Here is an 18,288-nt window from a genome sequence, read left to right as displayed (position 1 = left end):
TTGCATTTAACAGACAGGTTCTCGTCCGTTAAGTACACCATGGGTCATGACACCTATAACAGATGCAGTTATAGTGAATTACACCTATAACAGTTTGGGTACTCCATGTCCCTCTACGGCCAGCTGGCAGATCAGTTGCAGCAACAGATAGCGAGCGGCGTCTGGCAAGCGGGGGAGCGCATTCCTTCCATCCGCCAGAGCTGCAAGATCCACCATCTGAGCCCCATGACGGTGCTGCAGGCCTATCAGCTGCTGGAAAGCCGCGGTCTCATACTGGCGCGACCCCAGTCCGGCTACTACGTCAAGGCCGCCCCCTCCCCGCTGCGAGCCAGCGCACAGCAGCAAGCGCACTACACAGGCTCGGTGGACATCAACGATCTGGTGTTCGAGGTGCTGCAGGCGAGCAAGTCGCGGGAACTGGTGCCCCTTGGCATGTCGGTGGCCGATCCGACCCTGTTCCCCCATCCCCAGCTCGGGCGGGCACTGGCGAGCTGCATGCGCAAACTCGATCCCTTCAGCACGGTAGCCGATTTGCCTCCCGGCAACGAGGCGCTGCGCCGCGCCATCGCCCAGCGCTACGCCAGTGATGGCCTGGCGGTGAGCCCGCAGGAGATCATCATCACAACCGGGGCCATGGAGGCACTCTCCTTGAGCTTGCAGGTACTGACAGAGCCGGGGGACTGGGTGGTGGTGGAATCCCCCACTTTCTATGGCGCCCTGCAGGCCATAGAGAGGCTGAAACTCAATGCGGTGGAGATCCCCGTGATCCCGGGGGTGGGCATCGATCTCGCCCTGCTGGCCGAGGCGCTGGCCCAGCGCCCCATCAAGGCGTGCTGGCTGATGGGCAATGTGCAGCACCCCTTGGGCCACACAATGCCAGACGGCCACAAGCAGGCGCTGATGCAGTTGCTGAGCCAGCATGAGGTGCCACTGGTGGAGGACGACGTCTACGCCGATCTCTACTTTGGCCGTGAACGGCCCAAACCGCTCAAGTGCTGGGATGTGCGGGGCGACAGCCTGCTGTGCAGCTCGTTTTCCAAATGCCTGGCCCCTGGCTTTCGGGTCGGCTGGGTGGTGGCGGGGCCCCATGCCGAGCGCATTCAGCGGCTGCAACTGATGTCGACCCTGTCGACCAATGTGCCAAGCCAGCTGGCACTGGCCGAGATGTTGCGCCAGGGCGGGGTAGATGCCCATTTTCGCCGTCTGCGCCACACCCTGGCCCAGCGCCAGCAACAGATGCGGGCCGCCCTGCTGCGCCTCTTTCCGGATGAAGTGCGCATCAGCGCCCCCGATGGCGGCTACTTCCTCTGGCTGGAATTTGACACCCGTCTCGACAGCCGGGCACTGCACGCCCGGGCGCTCACCTGCGGCTTTTCACTGGCGCCCGGCGCGCTCTTCTCCAGTCAGGGGCAGTACAACCACTGCCTGCGCCTCAACAGCTCCCATCCCTGGAGCCCCCAACTGGAAACCGCCCTCGCCCAGCTGGCCGAACTTATTCACCAGCAGCTTGCGCCCCATCTGGATGCCGGAAACCACAAGGCCCCGTGACTGGGGCCTGGTCGACGGCTATCCGTACAGCCAAGAGGCTCCGCAGCGAGCCTGATCCATGGGGCTATCTGGCATAAATTTCAGACTGTCGTTTAAAGCCGAGGGACTCGTAAAGCGACTTGGCTCTCTCATTGAATGACATGACTTCCAGCTTGATCTGGCTGGCATCATGGGCCTTGGCCCAGCCATCGCAATGGTCAATCAGCGCCTTGCCTATACCTTTGGATCTGTGGTTTTCATCCACCACCACAGAGCTGATGTGACAGATGGGCAACTTGGTGAGAAAGGGGATGGCTTCATTGATGTCGATTCTTGCGCTCAGAAACCCCAACACCTGCTCATTATCCACGGCAACACAAAACAGACGGCCTTCGTTTCTGATGGTATTGAGCAGAAAATCTCGCTCCTCGACAGAAGGAGCACAAAACACCTGCGGCACATGCTCAAAGTGCATCAAGCCTATTTGCCGATTCAGTTCGACAATGGCGTCAATATCGCTCTCTGCTGCCCTGCGTATTTCCAATGGATGCTCCTTGCATGGCTTGCTGCTGACAAAGTGATCCCCACTTTAGCCTGCGGGGAACGGCTTATCATAGGGGGAGTCACCGACAACAAAAAGGGTCAATCGTATCCGAGTGCAGTTTGATGGCAGCAAGATGCACACACAACAACGCCCCATGACAGGGGCGTTATCGGCTATCGATGGTATTGGTTCCTGTCAGGCGGGAGCGCTCAGCTGGGCTACCTGCCGCTCTATGCTGCTCTTGAGGTTGTCATCGAGCTTGAGCGCACGGGCCAGCTCGTCGAGATAACCGCGCTCCATAAAGTGATCCGTCTCGATGGCGAGCAGGGAGGCAAGGTACACCTCGGTGGCCAGCTCCATGTCGGTCACCTCACGCGCCAGGGCATGGGGGTCGAGGGGGCGGGCAAGCTCGGTGTCAATCCAGCGCGCCGTGTCACTTTGCCCCTGCTCGGTCAGGTACTGCTGGATCTTCTCGCGCTCGGCACTGTCGATATGACCGTCGGCCCGTGCGGCCGCCACCATGGCGCGGACCAGCAAGGCTGCACGGGCATCCAGCGCATTGCCCTGCAAGGTATCGAGGGGCTGGGTCGGCTGCGCCGGGCTCGACTGCTGGGCCTGCCAATCCTGATAAAGCTTGTAGGCCAGCCCGCCGAGGGCCGCTGCACCGCCCACCGCCGCCACCTTGCCGCCATATTTGCGGATCTTCTTGTTGCCGAGCAGCAAGGCCATGGCACCGGCAGCCAGGCCGCCCTGCGCCACACCCTTCATCTGCGCCTTACGGCTGTCGCCGCCTTCGTTGAGCCAACCTTTGCCAGCGCCCAACAACTGATCCAGCATTTGTTTCATCATGACTCCTCGCAATTGACCCCCCATGCTTGCGCCGAGTTTATGAACCAAGAGTGAATACGCGCCCAATATCACGCCAGGCGCTGTGCATCTTGTCGCCATTCGCGGTATACCTGACATAAATGCTGGCCAGCTTCTCAGGCCCGCCATGGCGCCAATGAACCAACCGGCACCGCGACCATGTCAAGACAAGGAGAGAGCATGACCCCACCCCGCGAGCTGACCCTGCAGTTTCTGGCAGAGCCCGCCGACGTGAACTTTGGCGGCAAGGTACACGGCGGCATGGTGATGAAGTGGATCGATCAGGCCGGTTACGCCTGCGCCGCCGGCTGGTGCAGCGGCTATGCGGTCACCGTCTACGTGGGGGGGATCCGCTTCCTGCGGCCCATCCAGATAGGCCAGCTTGTGGAAGTACACGCCCAGGTGATCCACACTGGCACCACCAGCATGCACCTGGCGGTGGATGTCTACAGCCGCCATCCAGCGGACCGGCAGCGCCACAAGACCACCCACTGCATCATCATCTTCGTCGCCATGGACGAGACGGGCACGCCGACCAGGGTGCCCCAGTGGCAACCTGTCTCGGCCGCCGATCTGAGCTTGCAGCAATACGCCAAAAAACTGATGGCCCTGCGCGAAGAGATAGACAAGGAGATGCGTCAGCACCTCTGAGCCCTTCATCGCCCGTGATACAGGGCCGGTCCCTATCCGGGTGCGGCTCTGTATAATGGCGCTTTTCCCATTACGGAGTCTGTCATGTCATTGGAAAATGCCCCGCCCGAGGTCAAGCTGGCGGTGGATCTTATCGAGCTGCTGGAAACCAACCGGATCGATCCGGCGCTGGCGCTGGCGGCGCTGGCCATCGTGTCCGAGGACTATCAACGCAAGCTCAAGGAAGGCAAGGATCACTGACCTCACCCCGCACAGGAGGCAAGATGACAGATCCCATCCGTTTCGAAAGTGGCCGCCCCATGCTGTTTGGCGGCCTGCGTCGCCATCATGCCTTCGCGCACGCCGACTTCGGCGGTCAGTGGCGCGATTTCAGCGCCCTGGGTCCGCTGCCGGGCCAGCTGGGGGAGCATGCCTATGGCGTCATTTGCGGCGTGACCGCCACGGAATGCGAATATATGTGTGCGGTGGAAGTCGCCGCGCTGGAGGTACTGCCCAAGACGCTGGGGCGGATGCGCATCCAGCCCCAGACCTATGCCGTCTTTTTGCATCAGGGTCATGTCTCGACCATGCCAAACACCTGGCAGCAGGCGCTGGACTGGCTGGCGCAATCGGATTACCAGTCTGCCCACCAGCCCGACTTCGAGCGATATGGCGCCGAATATGACCCCCACACCGGCAGCGGCGAAGTGGAACTCTGGCTCGCCGTTGTGCCGCGCCAGGCCATGGCCTGAGGCGGGCCCCTCAACAGCGCGCCCGACCCATTCAGGCAGGCCCCATCACCTGGTCACACAGGGCGATCAGGGCCTCGCTGAGGCGGGCCAGGGGTTCGCCCCGCTCCGCCCCCAGGTGCAGGGCCAACTCGACCGGATTGATCCTGGGCCAGTGCGAAAGGGCCACCTGATCCGGTTGCAGCAGACGTGTTGGCAGCAGACTGACCCCGATCCCGGCGCTCACCGCACCCTGCAAGCTGGCGAGGCTGGCACTCACATAAGCGATGCGCCAACGCCGCCCGAGGCCATCGAGCGCATCCGTGATCTGGCGTCGATAGAGCCCTTCACTTGGGAACACCACCAGCGGCAGGGGATCCCGATCACAGGCAGGCCAGTCGCGGCTGTCGACCCAGGCCAGGGGTTCACGCCAGCTGGCGAGTGGTGCTCCTCGCCCCCGGCCCTGCTTGACCAGCGCCAGATCCAGCTCACCGGCCTCGAAGCGCTGCCAAATCCCGTGGCTGAGGCCACTTTGTACCTCCAGCCGCACCTGTGGATATTGGCGGGCAAACGCGGCCAACACGGGGGCAATGGCGCCGGCGGCGAAATCCTCCGGCACCCCCAGGCTCAATTGCAGGCTCGCTTCTGTCACCTGTGCCTCGGCTTCTGCCAGCAACGCCAGAATGCGGCGGGCCAGCCCCAACAGCTTTTCACCTTCCGCCGTGGTCACCACCTGACGACCACTTCTGTCCAGCAGCGGGCAGCCGAGCTGCTGCTCGAGGCGCCGTATCTGCTGGCTGATGGTGGACTGGGTCAGGTGTACCCGCTCACCGGCACGGGTGAAGCTGCCCGTGTCTATGATGGCGACGAAGCTGCGCAGCAACAGGGGATCCAGCATGGCATTATCCATTTACGAAATTACTGGATGTCATTCTATCATTTAATTTCCAAATGATTGATGGCACCACTAGGCTGGTCTGCTCCCCTATAGGTTCAAGGTTTCTCTTATGCCCCACTCTCCTGCCGAGCCCTCAGGCTCCTACCTTGTCTCGTCGCTGACCGCCCTCACGGCCCCTTCCCATCCAGAGTGGCTGGAGCAGGCGCTGCAACTGGCCCTGCAGAATCGGCAGCGAGGAGGTCGCCCCTTCGCAGCCCTGCTGGTGCAAAATGACCGACTGGTGGCAAGCGCCGTCAATGCCATGCATCTGGAGGGTGACCCCACCCGCCATGCGGAGCTGGAAGCCCTGCGCCAGGCCAGCCAATCCGGGCCGCTGGCGGGCGCCATCGTCTATGCCAGCGGCCACCCCTGCCCCATGTGCCTGAGTGCGCTGGTGATGAACGGTATCCGCGCCGTCTATTACGCCTTTGATAACCATGATGCGGCCCCCTTCGGCTTTGACAGCACATCGAGCTATGACAAGCTGCGACTGCCCCTCAGCCCGCCACCTCTGCCCCTCATCAAACTGCCAGTCTCCCTCGGCGCCGCCGCGCTCTATGGAGACAACTCAGAGGCGGAACCAGCCCATGAGTAAGGACCTGCCCGCCAGCACCCTGCACCACAGCAAGCAGACGCTGGCCCTGCTGGTGCTGGTGATCCTGATTGGCCTCAATCTGCGTCCCTTTCTCACCGCCATAGGGCCGCTGGCCCAAGCAATAGACAACCGCCTTGGCCTCGGCATGGATACCCTGGCCTGGCTCACCCTGCTGCCCCTCTGGCTCATTGGGGTCGGCGTGCTGATAACCCCTGGCCTGCGCCGCTTCACGGGTCCAAGCCAACTGCTGGGGGCTGCTCTCTTGCTGCTGGGGATGGGAAACGCCATGCGCTTTGATGCCCAAAGCGGCGCCCTGCTGATCGCCAGCGCGGCGCTTTGTGGCCTCGGCTCGGCGCTGGTGCAAGGGGTGCTACCCGGCCTTATCAAGCAGAGCTTCGCCCACAAGGTGCCACTGGTGATGGGGATCTTCTCGGCCTGCATGATGGGGGGCGGAGCGCTGGGAGCCAGCCTCACCCCGCAACTGGCGGCAAGCCTCGACTGGTCGCGGGCGCTCGCTCTGTGGAGTCTGCCGGTGCTGTTGGCCATGGTCTGGCTGGCGTGGAAAGTCCGCCTGCCAAGCGCCGCCGTGGTGGCTATTCCCCACGGTGAGCAGCGGCTGATCACCCTGCCCCGCAGCTGGTTGCTGATAGGCTGCTTTGGCATCATCAACAGCGGCTACGGCATCGTCGTCGCCTGGCTTGCGCCCGCCTATATGGCGCAAGGGTGGAGCGCCCAGCAAGGGGGCGAGCTGGTGGCCTGGCTGGCGCTGGCCCAGACAGCCAGCGGTCTCGGCCTGCCCCTGCTGGCGGCACGCAACACAGATCGCCGCCCCTGGATGGGCCTTGCCATCATCATGCAGGTAGCAGGATTTGGCGGCCTCTGGCTCGCGCCACAAGCCGCCCCCATCCTCTGGTGCATGCTGTGCGGCGCCGGGCTTGGCGGCAGCTTTTCCCTCATCATGGTGATAGCGCTGGATCACCTGCCCGACCCACGCCGCGCCGGTACCCTCAGCGCCCTGATGCAGGGATTCGGCTTTATGCTGGCAGCAACCGGCCCCTGGGTTGCGGCCCGCCTCCATCATCTGAGTGGCGACTTCGCGGCCGCCTGGCAGTGGCAACTGGGGGGATTGGCGCTGATGAGCCTGCTGGTGCTGCGCCTGGATCCCCGCGGCTACCCCAGCGTAATGGGGCTGGCCAAGCCGGCCCCCAACCCCGTCGCCGTCAATTGACCCTTCTGCGTCAGCACATCCTCACACCGACCGGGTGAGGATGTCTCCTGCCTGCCCGCTTCCTCGCTGGCAAAACGGTTGCCATCATGCCCCTCACCACTGCCAGCTGTGTACATCATCAACAGATGATTTCATATCACATTGATTTTAAACATATTAACCGACCCCATATGGAGGGTTGCCCCAGCATTATGGGCCGTTATGGTGAGGAGCTCAGACGAGCATAATTCTCATTTCGTCTGGCAGGGATGATGTCGTAATCACCAAGGAAGACAACGCCACACACCAGTGGCCCTGATATCACCAGAAGGTAAAAACATGCGGAAAAATGCAAAATGGGCTTCTCTACTCAGTGGCTTGGCCATGTTAGGCGGTGTCATCTCACCGGCCATGGCGGAAGAGTCATTCAATCTTTGGCAGGAGTGCGCAACCCGCTGCAACCTGGACCTTGGCCAAGGTGTCAGATCCAGCCAACTCGATCTCTCCACTTTGCTTGATGAACAAGCAGAACAAGGCGTATTGCACTACTCCATGGTGCTGGGTGAAGGAAGCAACAGCCTCAAACTCGCCATCGACAATGCCCTGACCCTGCGCAGCGATGGCTCAAGCATCACGCTAACCAGCGCCACCGCAGGCAAGGAGCCTCGCAGTTACAGCTACCACAGACAGGGGAAGGGCAGTTGGTCCCTGCACTGGCTGGTGCCCGTCGGGGATGAAGCGCCCGCCAGCATCAAGGTCTTCTTCCATGAACTGGATGCAGGCTCCGACATCAGCCATATATCCCCCATTTACAGCATCGAAGTCAGTGACGCTCTGCTGCGCAACATGGCAAAAAACGCGACACTCTATGTCAGACATGTTGAAAACAACGAGGTCAACCGCACGCTCACCCTCAGCGCTGCGGGAGTCGGCTTCGTGGCCGCGCCGACCCATCACAGTCGCCAAAAGCGCTGGAGCGAGTGGCATACCGGCAAGGTGCTTTGCCTGTTGGACCCGCTGGATGCGGTTTACAACTATCTATCTCAGCGCAGCTGTAATCTGGGCGATACCTGGGAAGGCAAGGTTTATCGGATACTGGCTGGGGCTCCGGCTTCTCACGACACCCATATTGTCCCTACCGCCATCAGCCATCGCCTTCATTTTGCCAAGGCCGACAGCCTGGCAGCCCTGACCACCCATCAGGTGTGTGCCATTCCGCTCGAAGCGTTGGCGCGCAGTCGTCAACCCAGAGGCTGGGAAGAACTGAGCCAATGCGGCTACCCGGTCCACAATCTGATCACCCTTTATGTCCTGACACACTTGCCATGGTCCCAGCTTGATTCCGTGATTGCCCAGGCGCTGAGCCACACCACTCCCGAGGATGGTTCAACACCCCGAGGGCAGCTGGCACAAGCCATCCGGGAAAACCCGGCCCAGGCGCGACTGGCCCTGACCATGGCAGCCGCCCAGAGTGACGCCTTTACCCGACAGAGTGCAGACAATACTCAAGAGCAAGCCGCCAGCGCCGATGTGGTCAATCTCACCTGTCCGGCGGCAGATCTCAATTGCCTTTCTCCGGCCGACAGTGCCAATGCCCTGCAAGAGCGAGATTATCCGAATGGTGCCAGCTTCCTGGGTGAGGGGGAGAGCGTCCGTTTTACAACGGCTGGCACCCAGAATTGGTCGATGGCCCGTCTAAGCCAGGCCCATCAACAGTTGATTGACAGTGGCTATGCCTTTGTCGGCTATCACGGCACCTTTATCGAAGCGGCCCACAGCATAGTGTTTGAAGGTGTTCACGAGCGCGATCAATCCTCGATAGCCCCCTGGCAAGGCTTCTATGTCGCAGGGGATCCTGCCCTCGCCTATGGCTACGCTCAGGATCAGGACGCAGATGAGCGGGGACGGATCCGCAATGGCGTCCTGTTACGGGTCTATGTTCCCCGTACCGCCCTGCCCCGTCTCTATGCCACTTCGTTGACACTGGCGTCCCCTGATGCCGTTGATGAGGTCAGTCGCCTGATTGGGCACCCCTTGCCGCTGCAACTGGACGCCATCACAGGGCCGGAAGAAGAAGGTGGACGCCTCGAAACCATATTGGGATGGCGCCTGGCGGAGCAGGCGGTGGTGATCCCCTCCACCATACCGACGGATCCGCGCAACGTGGGTGGAAACCTTGATCCTGCCACTGTGTTACAGGAAGAGCGCGCTATCAGCACACTGCCTGACTACGTCACCACACCCCGCGACGAGCTGTAATCCCTGTATGCAGATACCAAAACACCGGCCTGAGGCCGGTGTTTTGGGGGATAACAAGGGGAGGCTGACGCAGCTCAGGGTTGCGCCTCAGCGCCCCTTCTTCTGGCGGCCGGACTGCCCGGCACGCGGTTTGGCTGCGGCCGGTTTGCTGCCCTTGTTGGGCGCCCCTTTACCTGCACTGCCTTTGCCCGCGGCGGCTTTACCGGCGCCGCCTTTGCCAACAGCCCCCTTGCCCACGGGGATCTTCTTCTCGAAGGCCTCAGGGCCCGGCACATTGGGGCGGCCGCCAATCTCGTGGTCATCATCCCGGCGCGGCTTTTTGCCTTGCGCCGCTTTGCCGGTTTGAGCAACAGCGGCTTTGGCCACCTTGGGCTTGTCGCCTTTGGCCGGTTTCACTTCGGAGGAGGAGTCCTCAATCAGCTTGAACAGCTCGATCAGCTCATCGTCGGTCAGATCGCGCCACTCGCCCACCGGCAACCCCTTGAGGCTGACGTTCATGATGCGAATGCGTTCCAGCTTGGTCACTTCAAAACCGAAGTGCTCGCACATGCGGCGGATCTGGCGATTCAGCCCCTGCACTAGCGTGATGCGAAACACGAAGGGCGCCTCTTTCTTCACCTTGCACTTCTTGGTGACGGCGCCGAGGATAGGCACACCGGCCCCCATCCCTTTGATAAAGTCATCGGTCACCGGCTTGTCGACGGTCACCAGGTACTCTTTCTCGTGATCGTTGCCCGCCCTCAGTATCTTGTTGACCAGATCGCCGTGGTTGGTCAGAAAGATGAGCCCCTGGGAGTCCTTGTCGAGCCGCCCTATGGGGAAGACACGGGTGCTGTGGTTGACGAAGTCGACTATGTTGTCCTTCTCGCCCGCCTCAGTGGTGGAGACTATGCCCACCGGCTTGTTAAGCACGATGAAGACCAGACTGTCGGCTTCCCGCGCCTCAATCACCTGACCATTGACCTTGACCAGATCCCCGGCAAACACCTGATCGCCGATCCCGGCCCGCTTGCCGTTGATAAAGACCTGGCCCTGCTCGATAAAGCGGTCGGCCTCGCGGCGCGAGCAGATGCCGCTCTCGCTGATGTACTTGTTCAGGCGCATGGATTCATTAGCCAGCATGGGTCACCTGCCACAGGCTGATAGCCCCATCCAGTTGCACGGTTGCCGGTGCCGGCATCGCCAGGGAGGCTGTTTGCTGCATCAGCCGGTTCACTTCGTCAAAGTTCTGCATACCATTCCATCTTCAAAAAGGCCAAGGCCAGCTTAACCATCAAAAAACGCCGATACAGTAGCATATTGCCCCGTCCAGCACGCCGGATACTTGTCACCCACTCCGGTCCTGTGTGCCTGGATCCCACTCTCATCACCGCATACCGCAAGCCTATTTCCTGATAACGCGGACCAGACGACGGGGTCAGGATCCAGAGGGCTGAGAAAAAAACACAAAATACGGTCGCAGGCCGGACAGAAAAACGGCGCTCGGCGCGGGCATGTAACATTCACACAATATGCAGCCCGCTTGCCATCACGCCACATCCTATAAAGAAGCACCTTGCTATTTATTAAATAAAAACGCATAAAAAGATTAAAATCTGCGCGAATTATCTTGCCATGACCCTGTCTGCATTCTGTCGTTTTCGGCGGCTAATCCAACAATCGTTGGCAAACTCGGTACAAGATAGAATTTTTGTCCGCATTCATCCCCAACACAAATCATAAATTTGGATGCACGGCATGCGCTTTTCTCTGGCAAGAGGCCAATTTCATCATTCACTACAGGAGTTACAGATGAGTCATTCCCTATCTCAGGCGGATTTTCTGGCCCAGGTGGCCAGCCGCAATCCCCATCAACCGGAATTTATTCAGGCAGTGAGCGAGGTGATCGCCTCCATCTGGCCTTACGTGGAACGTCACCCCCGCTACCTGCAACAGGGCCTGCTGGAGCGGCTGGTGGAGCCGGAGCGACTTATCCAGTTTCGAATAAGCTGGGTCGATGACAAGGGTAAGGTGCAAGTCAATCGCGGCTATCGCATCCAGCACAGCTCGGCTATCGGCCCCTTCAAGGGGGGCATGCGTTTTCATCCCTCTGTGGATCTCTCTGTGCTCAAGTTCCTCGCCTTCGAGCAGACCTTCAAGAACGCCCTCACTACCCTGCCCATGGGTGGCGGCAAGGGCGGCAGCGATTTTGACCCCAAGGGCAAGAGCGAGGGGGAAGTGATGCGCTTCTGTCAGGCGCTGATGCTGGAGCTCTACCGTCATCTGGGGGCCAATACAGATGTGCCTGCCGGCGATATCGGGGTAGGCGGGCGCGAGGTGAGCTACATGGCAGGCATGATGAAGAAGCTCACCAACAGCGCCGAATGTATCTTCACCGGCAAGGGGCTCTCGTTTGGGGGCAGCCTCATTCGCCCCGAGGCCACCGGCTACGGCCTGCTCTATTTTGTCGAGGCCATGCTGGCCAACCGTGACCAGTCGCTGGCGGGCATGACTGTCTCTGTGTCGGGCTCCGGCAACGTGGCGCAATATGCCATCGAGAAGGCGATGGCGCTGGGTGCCAAGGTGATCACCGCCTCCGACTCGGGTGGCACAGTCTATGATCCTGACGGTTTCACCCCCGACAAACTCGCCAGATTGATGGAGCTCAAGAACGAGCAACGCCAGCGTATCGCCGATTATGCCCATGATCAGGGGCTGGAGTATTTCAGTGGCCGCACACCCTGGCACCTGCCGACCCAGATAGCCCTGCCCTGCGCCACCCAGAACGAGCTGGGGGAAGAAGATGCCACCGCACTTGTCGCCAATGGCGTACAGCTGGTGGCCGAGGGCGCCAACATGCCGAGCTGCGCCGCCGCCATCAAAGTCTTTCATGAGGCAAAGGTGCTGTTTGCCCCGGGCAAGGCGGCCAATGCAGGGGGCGTCGCCACCTCCGGGCTTGAGATGAGCCAGAATGCCCAGCGCCTCTCCTGGACACGGGAGGAGGTGGATGCCCGCCTCAAGGGGATCATGACCAGCATACACGCCACCTGTGTGCGTTACGGTGAAGAGGAGCAGGGCCACGTGAACTATGAGAGCGGCGCCAATATCGCCGGTTTCGTCAAGGTGGCCGATGCCATGCTGGCGCAGGGAGTCTGCTAGTCCCGGCAAGGATGAGCCATCAGCAAGCATTGAGCACGACGTGCAACACCAGACGGCAGCCCATGGGCTGCCGTCTTTTCATGGTCTTGACGATCGCCCGCCACCTGTACTTATCACCTTGTTTACATTAGGCTTTAAGCCTTGCTTCAAGGTTTGAACTGTTCAGACAGACACGGCGAGCCAGCTTGACTGCGGTTCGCCCCGACCGCCATCGCCCAGGGATCACACCATGCTGGCTCGTACCCGTCGCCTCCTTCGCCGCTCTCTTCTGACCCTCTTGCTTGCGCTGCTGGTCGCTTGGGGGGTGATCGCCTACTTCGCCTGGCAGGCTGCGCCGCTGCAGCTGTGGCATACCTTTATTCCCCCCGAGCTCAGCGCCGACGAACTGGATAGCAGCGACTGGCCAGCCTATCAGGCCCGCGAGCAACAGTTGTTCGATCTGGTGGAGCAGGAGGTGGTCGCCAAGACGCCGCCAGAGCAACAGCTGGCGGGCAATCGCTACTATCAGGGCTCGCCCATCAATCCAGCCCACTTTCAAGACGACTGGAATCGCTCCTACCTGCTGCGCCCCGAGGGCGAGGTGAAGGGAGTAGCCGTGTTCCTGCACGGCCTGACCGATTCTCCTTACAGCCTGCGCCACCTGGCCCAGCGCTATCGCGAGCGGGGCTTTATCGCCCTTGGTTTGCGCATACCCGGCCACGGCACAGTGCCGGCCGGGCTGGTCAATATGGAGTGGGAGACCTGGCTGGCGGCCACACGACTGGCGGTGCGCGAGGCCAGAGCACAAGTCCCGGGCCCGCTGCCACTGCATCTGGTGGGGTTTTCCAACGGCGGCGCGCTGGCGGTGAAATACGCGCTGGATGCGCTGGAAGACAAAACGGGGACATTGGCAAGGCCGGATCGGCTGGTGCTCATCTCCCCCATGATAGGGGTGACCCGCTTTGCCCGTTTCGCCGGATTGAAGGCAGTGCCCGCCCTGCTGCCCGCCTTTGCCAACGCGGCCTGGCTTGGCATCATGCCCGAATTCAACCCGTTCAAATACAACTCCTTCCCAGTCAACGGGGCACGTCAATCCTACCGGCTGACCCACGCCATTCAGCAGCAGGTGCGCCAACTGGCGACCAGCGGTGAACTGGCGGCCTTCCCGCCGGCACTCACCTTCCAGTCTGTGATGGATTACACAGTCAGCACCCGCTCCATCATCGCCGATCTCTACCACTTCCTGCCGAACAACGGCAGCGAGCTGGTGCTGTTTGACATCAATCGCGGCTCTGTTTTCGGCCCCTTGCTCAACACAGCCTCCGAGCTAGCCCTGAGCCATCTGCTGCCGAGCCAGCCCCAGCCCTATGCTCTGACGGTGGTAGGCAACGAGGCGGCGTCCAGCCCCCAGACCCAGGCAAAAACGATGGTCGCAGGCAGCACGCTCGAGCAAGTTCGCCCCCTTGGCATCGACTACCCCAAGGAGATCTACTCCCTCTCCCACGTGGCGCTGCCCTTCCCCATGGACGATCCCCTCTACGGCATGGCGCCGCGCCCGGAGCAGATGAACCAGTACGGTATCAACCTGGGGGGGCTGGCCCTGCGCGGGGAGCGCGGCATGTTGATCGTCAATCCAGGCGCCCTCACCCGCACCTCCTCCAACCCCTTCTATCCCTATCTGCAAGAGAGGGTCATGGAGACACTCACTGCAACCCCAGTCACCCAGCCTGCAGCCGTAAAACCCGCCAGCAGCAGTCACAATGACGAGGCCTATCAGGCCGAGGTCGAGCAATTTTTACAGGATGCAGAAGATAGCGGATCGCCTTTCTAGCGGATCGCTGGCAAATCGGCGCAGCAACGCTGGCGCGATAGCGATAACACAAGGGGCAGTCAATTGACGGCCCCTTTGCACATGAGTGGTCTGACTGCGCTCTTCAACATCAAGCAGCGCAACAGGTGGCGTCTCTCTTTCTTTTTTCTTTTCCTTGTCCAAACGTCGCTATGGTGTCCTCAAGATGTTGTGAAATGTGATTGGGCACGCAACTTCTATCAAAGCGATGGTGTCGAAAAACACCTGCAGAATCACAGCTTTGCTTCTGTCCCCCCCCTGAACTGTTAGCTCCTTCACAACTTTCCCTGTGCAGCCGCCTTTTTTCCATTTTCAGCCGGAAAAAACGCCCCCCCTTCAACACACTGTGGCCCCCCATACTGGCAGGCCAGTTTCCACTCTGTACTCGAGGTCTTCGATGAAAAAAACGATGTTGGCGCTGGCGATAAGCGCCCTGGCCTGCTCCTCCCTCGCCTGGGCGGCTGCGCCCAATACGGATCTTCCCCTGATGCCCTATCCCCAGGAGGTGATGCTGGGCAAGGGGGTGCTGCCCGTCGATCGCCACTTCACCATCACCCTGAGCGAGGCCCGCTCCCCCTCCTTGCTGCAGGCACAACGTCGGCTGCAACAACGCATCGAACGCCAGACAGGCCTGTTTCTGGTACCGGGCACCGATGGCCCAGGTCTAGAGATAGCGGTCAAGCAGGGGATCCCCTCTTTCCCGCAGCAGGAGAGTGAAGATGAGAGTTATCAGCTGCAGATCACCAAGCAGGGTGCCCGCCTTGAAGCCAACACCTTCTATGGCGCCCTGCGCGGCATGGAGACCTTCCTGCAGCTGCTGCAAAGCGGACCAGGCGGCTACTCAATCCCTGCTGTCACCATCGCGGATCAACCGCGCTTTCCCTGGCGTGGCCTGCTGCTTGATTCGGCTCGCCACTTCCTGCCCCTCGAGGATCTCAAGCGTCAACTCGACGGCATGGCGTCAGCCAAACTCAACGTCTTTCACTGGCACCTGACCGATGATCAGGGGTGGCGTTTTGAATCCAAACGCTTCCCGCGCCTTCAGGAGGCAGGATCAGACGGCCAGTTCTACACCCAGACCCAAATCCGCGAGCTGGTTGACTATGCCGCCCAGCTCGGCATTCGAGTCGTGCCTGAGCTCGACTTCCCCGGCCACGCGTCAGCCATTGCGGCGGCCTATCCCGAGCTAATGACGGAGGTCACCGACTACGCCCCCGAGCGCCGTTGGGGCGTCCACAAGCCGCTGCTCGATCCTAGCAAACCGGCAGTCTACGACTTTATCGACCAGCTGGTCACCGAAGTGGTCACCCTCTTCCCCGATCTCTACCTGCACATTGGTGGGGACGAAGTAGACCCCGAACAGTGGCAGCAAAGTAAGTCCGTACAGACCTATATGCAGACCAACAAGCTGACCACAACCCAAGAACTGCATGCCCACTTCAACAGTAAGCTGGAGCAGATCCTGGCCCGCCATGGCCGCAAGATGATCGGCTGGGATGAGACACTGCACGCGGATCTGCCCAAAAGCGTCGTCATCCAGTCCTGGCAGGGGCAAGATGCGCTGGGAGAAGCGGCCAGACAGGGCCATCAAGCGCTGCTCTCCACTGGCTACTACATCGATCAACCCCAGCCAACCGCCTATCACTACCGCAATGATCCCCTGCCCGTCCCACAACCTCTTGCCGATACCCCGCAGCCTGGCGAGCAGTGGCAAAGCTGGGCCTTTGAAGCGCCTCGCAAGCGGGGCAGCCCGGTCAGCGGCAGTTTCACCCTGATAAGGGATCAGCAAGGCAAGCTGCGCGGCTTCATCGACTTCAAGGGAAAATCCCGACGTCCGGTACAGGATGTACGCGAGCACAACGGCATCACCACCTTCTGGATGGACAGCTGGATGGGCAAGACCCAGCCGCGCGTAACCCTCGCCTCTGGTACCCTCTCCGGGGTGCTGCAGGTGGCCAACGCCACCTACCCCATCACGGGCAAACAGATAGGTGGCAGCCAGATGGCAGGGACCAAACTGCCTGAAAACAGCTACTCGGTATTTCTGCAAGGGGATGAGACCCGCCGTGTGCTCGGCGGCGAGGTCACCCTCTGGAGCGAGCTGGTCAATGAGCAAACGCTGGATCTGCGGCTCTGGCCGCGCACCTATGCCATCGCCGAGCGCCTCTGGTCGGCGCAGGATATTAACGATGAAAAGAGCATGTATCAGCGACTGGCCTACATGGACCGCTGGGGCACCCTCTCCGTCGGACTGCAGCACCAGTGGGACGGCATCCGGAACATGATGCGGCTGGCCAATCAGTCAGATATCTCCCCCCTACAACGCTTTGCCGAGGCAGTCGAACAGGCCCAGTACTATCATCGCCACCACGAAAAGTCGGCCAATGAAAATTATGACCGCTACGATCCCCTAAACCGGCTGGCCGATGCACTTCCCCCCGAAAGCGCGACCATTCGCCAACTCGACGGCTGGGTTGATGAACTACTCGCCGATCCGGTGCACCAGGCGCGCCAGTTGGAGATCCGCACCCTGCTGCTCGGCTGGCAGGCCAATACCCCCGCGATGCGTCAGCTCAGCGCCAACAACCGGGATCTTGCCGCGCTCGCCCCCATGGTGGAACAAGTGGATGCCCTCTCCCGGCTCGGGGTGCGATTGCTTGACGCCAGGCAAGAGCAACAGCCGCTCTCTGCCGCCGAACAGAACGCCGCCCGCACATTGATCCGGGAGGCCAAACAAATCCGGGATGAGCTGGTCGTCTCCAGCGCCTATCCCATCGAAAAGCTGCTGGAGGCCAGTTAGCGAGCCAAAGAAGGCCATCCCGCCTCACCACGTAGTACAGAAAAATAGGGAGCCGCAACCAAAAGGGGCCGTCAATTGACGGCCCCTTTTGTTGATGATGCCGACGTGGGTGATGGCTCAGGGATAGATGCTGACTTCAATCAGGTTCTGATCCGGGTCGAGGAAATAGACTGACTCTATCGGCCCGCAGGCGCCGCTTTTGGTGACGGGCCCTTCGACTATCGCCACCCCGTGGCTGGCAAGCTGGGCGATGACCTGTGCCAGCGGCCAACGGGTGATGAGGCAAAGATCCCCCGCCCCCACCTGAGCCCGGTTGCGAGGCTCCTGCCCAAGCAGTTGCAGATTGATCTTCTGGTTGCCAAAACGCAGCGCCCGGCGCCCTGCACCAAAGGTGATGGCCTCCATCTTGAGCACAGAGCTGTAAAACGTCACTGCACGTTCAATATCACTGACCGTCAATACCAGATGGTCGATGTGGCTGATCATTGCTACTCCTGGTGGTGATCTGGCTGATGTGACCTGCATATGCCCATGAATGCCCGACGCTTTCCACAACCGTGAGCAACCCCATCATACCCGGCAAGGAGAAGCGGATGTGTGTCGTGGCGCGCACAGACAAGCCAAGTGAGTATGTTGTCAAATAAATCCGCCTCACTGCACCGCGGCGCACGCTTTGTCGCGCTGGGCCAGTAAGGTCTCATCGTCACTGTCCATCGCAGCCAGAATCGCCTGATTGCAGGCGCGCTCCGCCAGCTTGGCCGGACTCTGCTGGGCATCCCCAATCTCCGCAATCATTGGCCGATAGCTGATAGCCGCCGAGCAGTACATGGTGCGAAATTTGGGCAGTTGCCAGCTGCTATCATCCTGTCGAGTCAGATCATCGCAGAGCGTCTGAAACAGAGCAGCCGCCTTGACCGTACACTGGCTAAAGCGCCGCACATCCTGTTCATAAGAGCGACAGACGCTTTTGGGTTGGATCTGCCAAAACTGGAAAGCAAAGGGCACCTGCTCCCCCTCATATTCCACCACCAACGTCTTGGGCTCTGTGCCGTAGTGATCCGACACTTGCTGCTGTACCAGATTGAGATAAGCCGAAAAAAGATAAGAAACCGGATCCATCACCACCTCCCTGTGGTTGCTATGGCGTGCTCCACTATATGGCGACCCCCTTCATCACATCTATTCACCATCTAAGACGAAAGAAAAAAACTAGCCTACTGATTTATTT

The 18,288-nt window shown here is 60.6% G+C and carries 17 protein-coding genes; 10 read left to right on the top strand and 7 right to left on the bottom strand.

The features are described from left to right. Positions 1-105: 105 nt before the first annotated feature. Entirely contained in the window at positions 106-1,548 is a 1,443-nt protein-coding gene (locus GWQ29_RS09135) for a PLP-dependent aminotransferase family protein (protein ID WP_275919265.1), read from the top strand. A 64-nt stretch (positions 1,549-1,612) separates the two neighbouring features. Here GWQ29_RS09135 and GWQ29_RS09130 read toward each other — a convergent pair whose 3' ends face one another. Next, positions 1,613-2,071 carry a GNAT family N-acetyltransferase gene (locus GWQ29_RS09130; protein WP_275919264.1) on the bottom strand — a complete coding sequence of 153 codons (459 nt, stop codon included), beginning with the start codon at positions 2,069-2,071 and terminating at the stop codon, positions 1,613-1,615. Positions 2,072-2,266: 195 nt separating this feature from the next. Then, the gene (locus tag GWQ29_RS09125; RefSeq protein ID WP_005310022.1) at positions 2,267-2,917 is read right to left on the bottom strand and encodes a tellurite resistance TerB family protein; all 651 of its coding nucleotides are present in this window, start codon (positions 2,915-2,917) and stop codon (positions 2,267-2,269) included. Positions 2,918-3,118: 201 nt separating this feature from the next. Between GWQ29_RS09125 and GWQ29_RS09120 the strand changes: the two genes are divergently transcribed. The 3 genes from GWQ29_RS09120 (at position 3,119) to GWQ29_RS09110 (ending at position 4,320) form a co-directional block, all read left to right on the top strand. Beyond that, positions 3,119-3,589 carry an acyl-CoA thioesterase gene (locus GWQ29_RS09120; RefSeq protein WP_021141144.1) on the top strand — a complete coding sequence of 157 codons (471 nt, stop codon included), beginning with the start codon at positions 3,119-3,121 and terminating at the stop codon, positions 3,587-3,589. 84 nt (positions 3,590-3,673) lie between these two features. Next, on the top strand, positions 3,674-3,829 hold the full coding sequence (gene rsmS, locus GWQ29_RS09115; RefSeq protein WP_005310018.1) for a pleiotropic regulatory protein RsmS: 156 nt from the start codon (positions 3,674-3,676) through the stop codon (positions 3,827-3,829). A 23-nt stretch (positions 3,830-3,852) separates the two neighbouring features. Continuing rightward, complete coding sequence (locus GWQ29_RS09110) at positions 3,853-4,320, top strand: GyrI-like domain-containing protein (RefSeq protein ID WP_219593663.1); 468 nt, start codon at positions 3,853-3,855, stop codon at positions 4,318-4,320. Between the two features lie 31 nt (positions 4,321-4,351). On the opposite strand, the gene GWQ29_RS09105 is transcribed toward GWQ29_RS09110, so the two are convergent. Continuing rightward, the gene (locus GWQ29_RS09105; RefSeq protein ID WP_058395718.1) at positions 4,352-5,194 is read right to left on the bottom strand and encodes a LysR family transcriptional regulator; all 843 of its coding nucleotides are present in this window, start codon (positions 5,192-5,194) and stop codon (positions 4,352-4,354) included. Positions 5,195-5,303: 109 nt separating this feature from the next. Between GWQ29_RS09105 and GWQ29_RS09100 the strand changes: the two genes are divergently transcribed. From GWQ29_RS09100 to GWQ29_RS09090, 3 genes are all read left to right on the top strand, one after another. Further along, complete coding sequence (locus tag GWQ29_RS09100; RefSeq protein ID WP_275919263.1) at positions 5,304-5,828, top strand: nucleoside deaminase; 525 nt, start codon at positions 5,304-5,306, stop codon at positions 5,826-5,828. Continuing rightward, positions 5,821-7,056 carry a cyanate transporter gene (locus GWQ29_RS09095; protein ID WP_275919262.1) on the top strand — a complete coding sequence of 412 codons (1,236 nt, stop codon included), beginning with the start codon at positions 5,821-5,823 and terminating at the stop codon, positions 7,054-7,056. The genes GWQ29_RS09100 and GWQ29_RS09095 overlap by 8 nt, the downstream gene beginning before the upstream one ends. A 357-nt stretch (positions 7,057-7,413) precedes the next feature. Further along, entirely contained in the window at positions 7,414-9,294 is a 1,881-nt protein-coding gene (locus GWQ29_RS09090) for an exotoxin A binding domain-containing protein (protein ID WP_345893296.1), read from the top strand. Positions 9,295-9,381: 87 nt separating this feature from the next. On the opposite strand, the gene rluF is transcribed toward GWQ29_RS09090, so the two are convergent. Continuing rightward, positions 9,382-10,416 (bottom strand): 23S rRNA pseudouridine(2604) synthase RluF, encoded by a 1,035-nt coding sequence (rluF, locus tag GWQ29_RS09085; protein ID WP_059168555.1) that lies wholly within the window; start codon positions 10,414-10,416, stop codon positions 9,382-9,384. Beyond that, positions 10,406-10,528, bottom strand: a complete 123-nt coding sequence (locus GWQ29_RS09080) for a hypothetical protein (protein WP_256688087.1) — start codon at positions 10,526-10,528, stop codon at positions 10,406-10,408. The genes rluF and GWQ29_RS09080 overlap by 11 nt, the downstream gene beginning before the upstream one ends. 557 nt (positions 10,529-11,085) lie before the next feature. On the opposite strand from GWQ29_RS09080, the gene gdhA reads away from it, so the two are divergent. The 3 genes from gdhA to GWQ29_RS09065 all read left to right on the top strand — a co-directional run bounded on the left by gdhA (position 11,086) and on the right by GWQ29_RS09065 (position 17,060). Continuing rightward, a complete protein-coding gene (gene gdhA / locus GWQ29_RS09075; protein ID WP_212540547.1) occupies positions 11,086-12,432 on the top strand; it encodes an NADP-specific glutamate dehydrogenase in 1,347 nt (448 codons plus the stop codon). 229 nt (positions 12,433-12,661) lie between these two features. Beyond that, positions 12,662-14,242, top strand: a complete 1,581-nt coding sequence (locus GWQ29_RS09070; protein WP_275919260.1) for an alpha/beta hydrolase — start codon at positions 12,662-12,664, stop codon at positions 14,240-14,242. Positions 14,243-14,657: 415 nt separating this feature from the next. Beyond that, the gene (locus tag GWQ29_RS09065) at positions 14,658-17,060 is read left to right on the top strand and encodes a family 20 glycosylhydrolase (RefSeq protein ID WP_275919259.1); all 2,403 of its coding nucleotides are present in this window, start codon (positions 14,658-14,660) and stop codon (positions 17,058-17,060) included. 117 nt (positions 17,061-17,177) lie between these two features. Here GWQ29_RS09065 and GWQ29_RS09060 read toward each other — a convergent pair whose 3' ends face one another. Together GWQ29_RS09060 and GWQ29_RS09055 are read right to left on the bottom strand one after the other, a co-directional pair. Continuing rightward, positions 17,178-17,546 carry a VOC family protein gene (locus tag GWQ29_RS09060; protein ID WP_125607911.1) on the bottom strand — a complete coding sequence of 123 codons (369 nt, stop codon included), beginning with the start codon at positions 17,544-17,546 and terminating at the stop codon, positions 17,178-17,180. A 165-nt stretch (positions 17,547-17,711) separates the two neighbouring features. Beyond that, positions 17,712-18,179 carry a hypothetical protein gene (locus tag GWQ29_RS09055; protein WP_265431123.1) on the bottom strand — a complete coding sequence of 156 codons (468 nt, stop codon included), beginning with the start codon at positions 18,177-18,179 and terminating at the stop codon, positions 17,712-17,714. Between the last annotated feature and the right edge of the window lie 109 nt (positions 18,180-18,288).

Origin of the sequence: Aeromonas sp. 2HA2 (genome assembly GCF_029237345.1) — a bacterium.
GTDB lineage: Bacteria > Pseudomonadota > Gammaproteobacteria > Enterobacterales > Aeromonadaceae > Aeromonas > Aeromonas salmonicida.
The sequence above is the reverse complement of the archived record's forward strand: the minus strand, read 5'-3'. Positions and strand labels throughout refer to the sequence as shown.

Bases quoted from the DNA above. Each gene is read 5' to 3' on its own strand.
- gdhA (WP_212540547.1), top strand. From the start codon at position 11,086: ATGAGTCATTCCCTATCTCAGGCGGATTTTCTGGCCCAGGTGGCCAGC.
- GWQ29_RS09095 (WP_275919262.1), top strand. From the start codon at position 5,821: ATGAGTAAGGACCTGCCCGCCAGCACCCTGCACCACAGCAAGCAGACG.
- GWQ29_RS09125 (WP_005310022.1), bottom strand. From the start codon at position 2,917: ATGAAACAAATGCTGGATCAGTTGTTGGGCGCTGGCAAAGGTTGGCTC.
- GWQ29_RS09120 (WP_021141144.1), top strand. From the start codon at position 3,119: ATGACCCCACCCCGCGAGCTGACCCTGCAGTTTCTGGCAGAGCCCGCC.
- GWQ29_RS09110 (WP_219593663.1), top strand. From the start codon at position 3,853: ATGACAGATCCCATCCGTTTCGAAAGTGGCCGCCCCATGCTGTTTGGC.
- rsmS (WP_005310018.1), top strand. From the start codon at position 3,674: ATGTCATTGGAAAATGCCCCGCCCGAGGTCAAGCTGGCGGTGGATCTT.
- GWQ29_RS09105 (WP_058395718.1), bottom strand. From the start codon at position 5,194: ATGCTGGATCCCCTGTTGCTGCGCAGCTTCGTCGCCATCATAGACACG.
- GWQ29_RS09080 (WP_256688087.1), bottom strand. From the start codon at position 10,528: ATGCAGAACTTTGACGAAGTGAACCGGCTGATGCAGCAAACAGCCTCC.
- GWQ29_RS09060 (WP_125607911.1), bottom strand. From the start codon at position 17,546: ATGATCAGCCACATCGACCATCTGGTATTGACGGTCAGTGATATTGAA.
- GWQ29_RS09065 (WP_275919259.1), top strand. From the start codon at position 14,658: ATGAAAAAAACGATGTTGGCGCTGGCGATAAGCGCCCTGGCCTGCTCC.
- GWQ29_RS09055 (WP_265431123.1), bottom strand. From the start codon at position 18,179: ATGGATCCGGTTTCTTATCTTTTTTCGGCTTATCTCAATCTGGTACAG.
- GWQ29_RS09135 (WP_275919265.1), top strand. From the start codon at position 106: ATGTCCCTCTACGGCCAGCTGGCAGATCAGTTGCAGCAACAGATAGCG.
- rluF (WP_059168555.1), bottom strand. From the start codon at position 10,416: ATGCTGGCTAATGAATCCATGCGCCTGAACAAGTACATCAGCGAGAGC.
- GWQ29_RS09070 (WP_275919260.1), top strand. From the start codon at position 12,662: ATGCTGGCTCGTACCCGTCGCCTCCTTCGCCGCTCTCTTCTGACCCTC.
- GWQ29_RS09100 (WP_275919263.1), top strand. From the start codon at position 5,304: ATGCCCCACTCTCCTGCCGAGCCCTCAGGCTCCTACCTTGTCTCGTCG.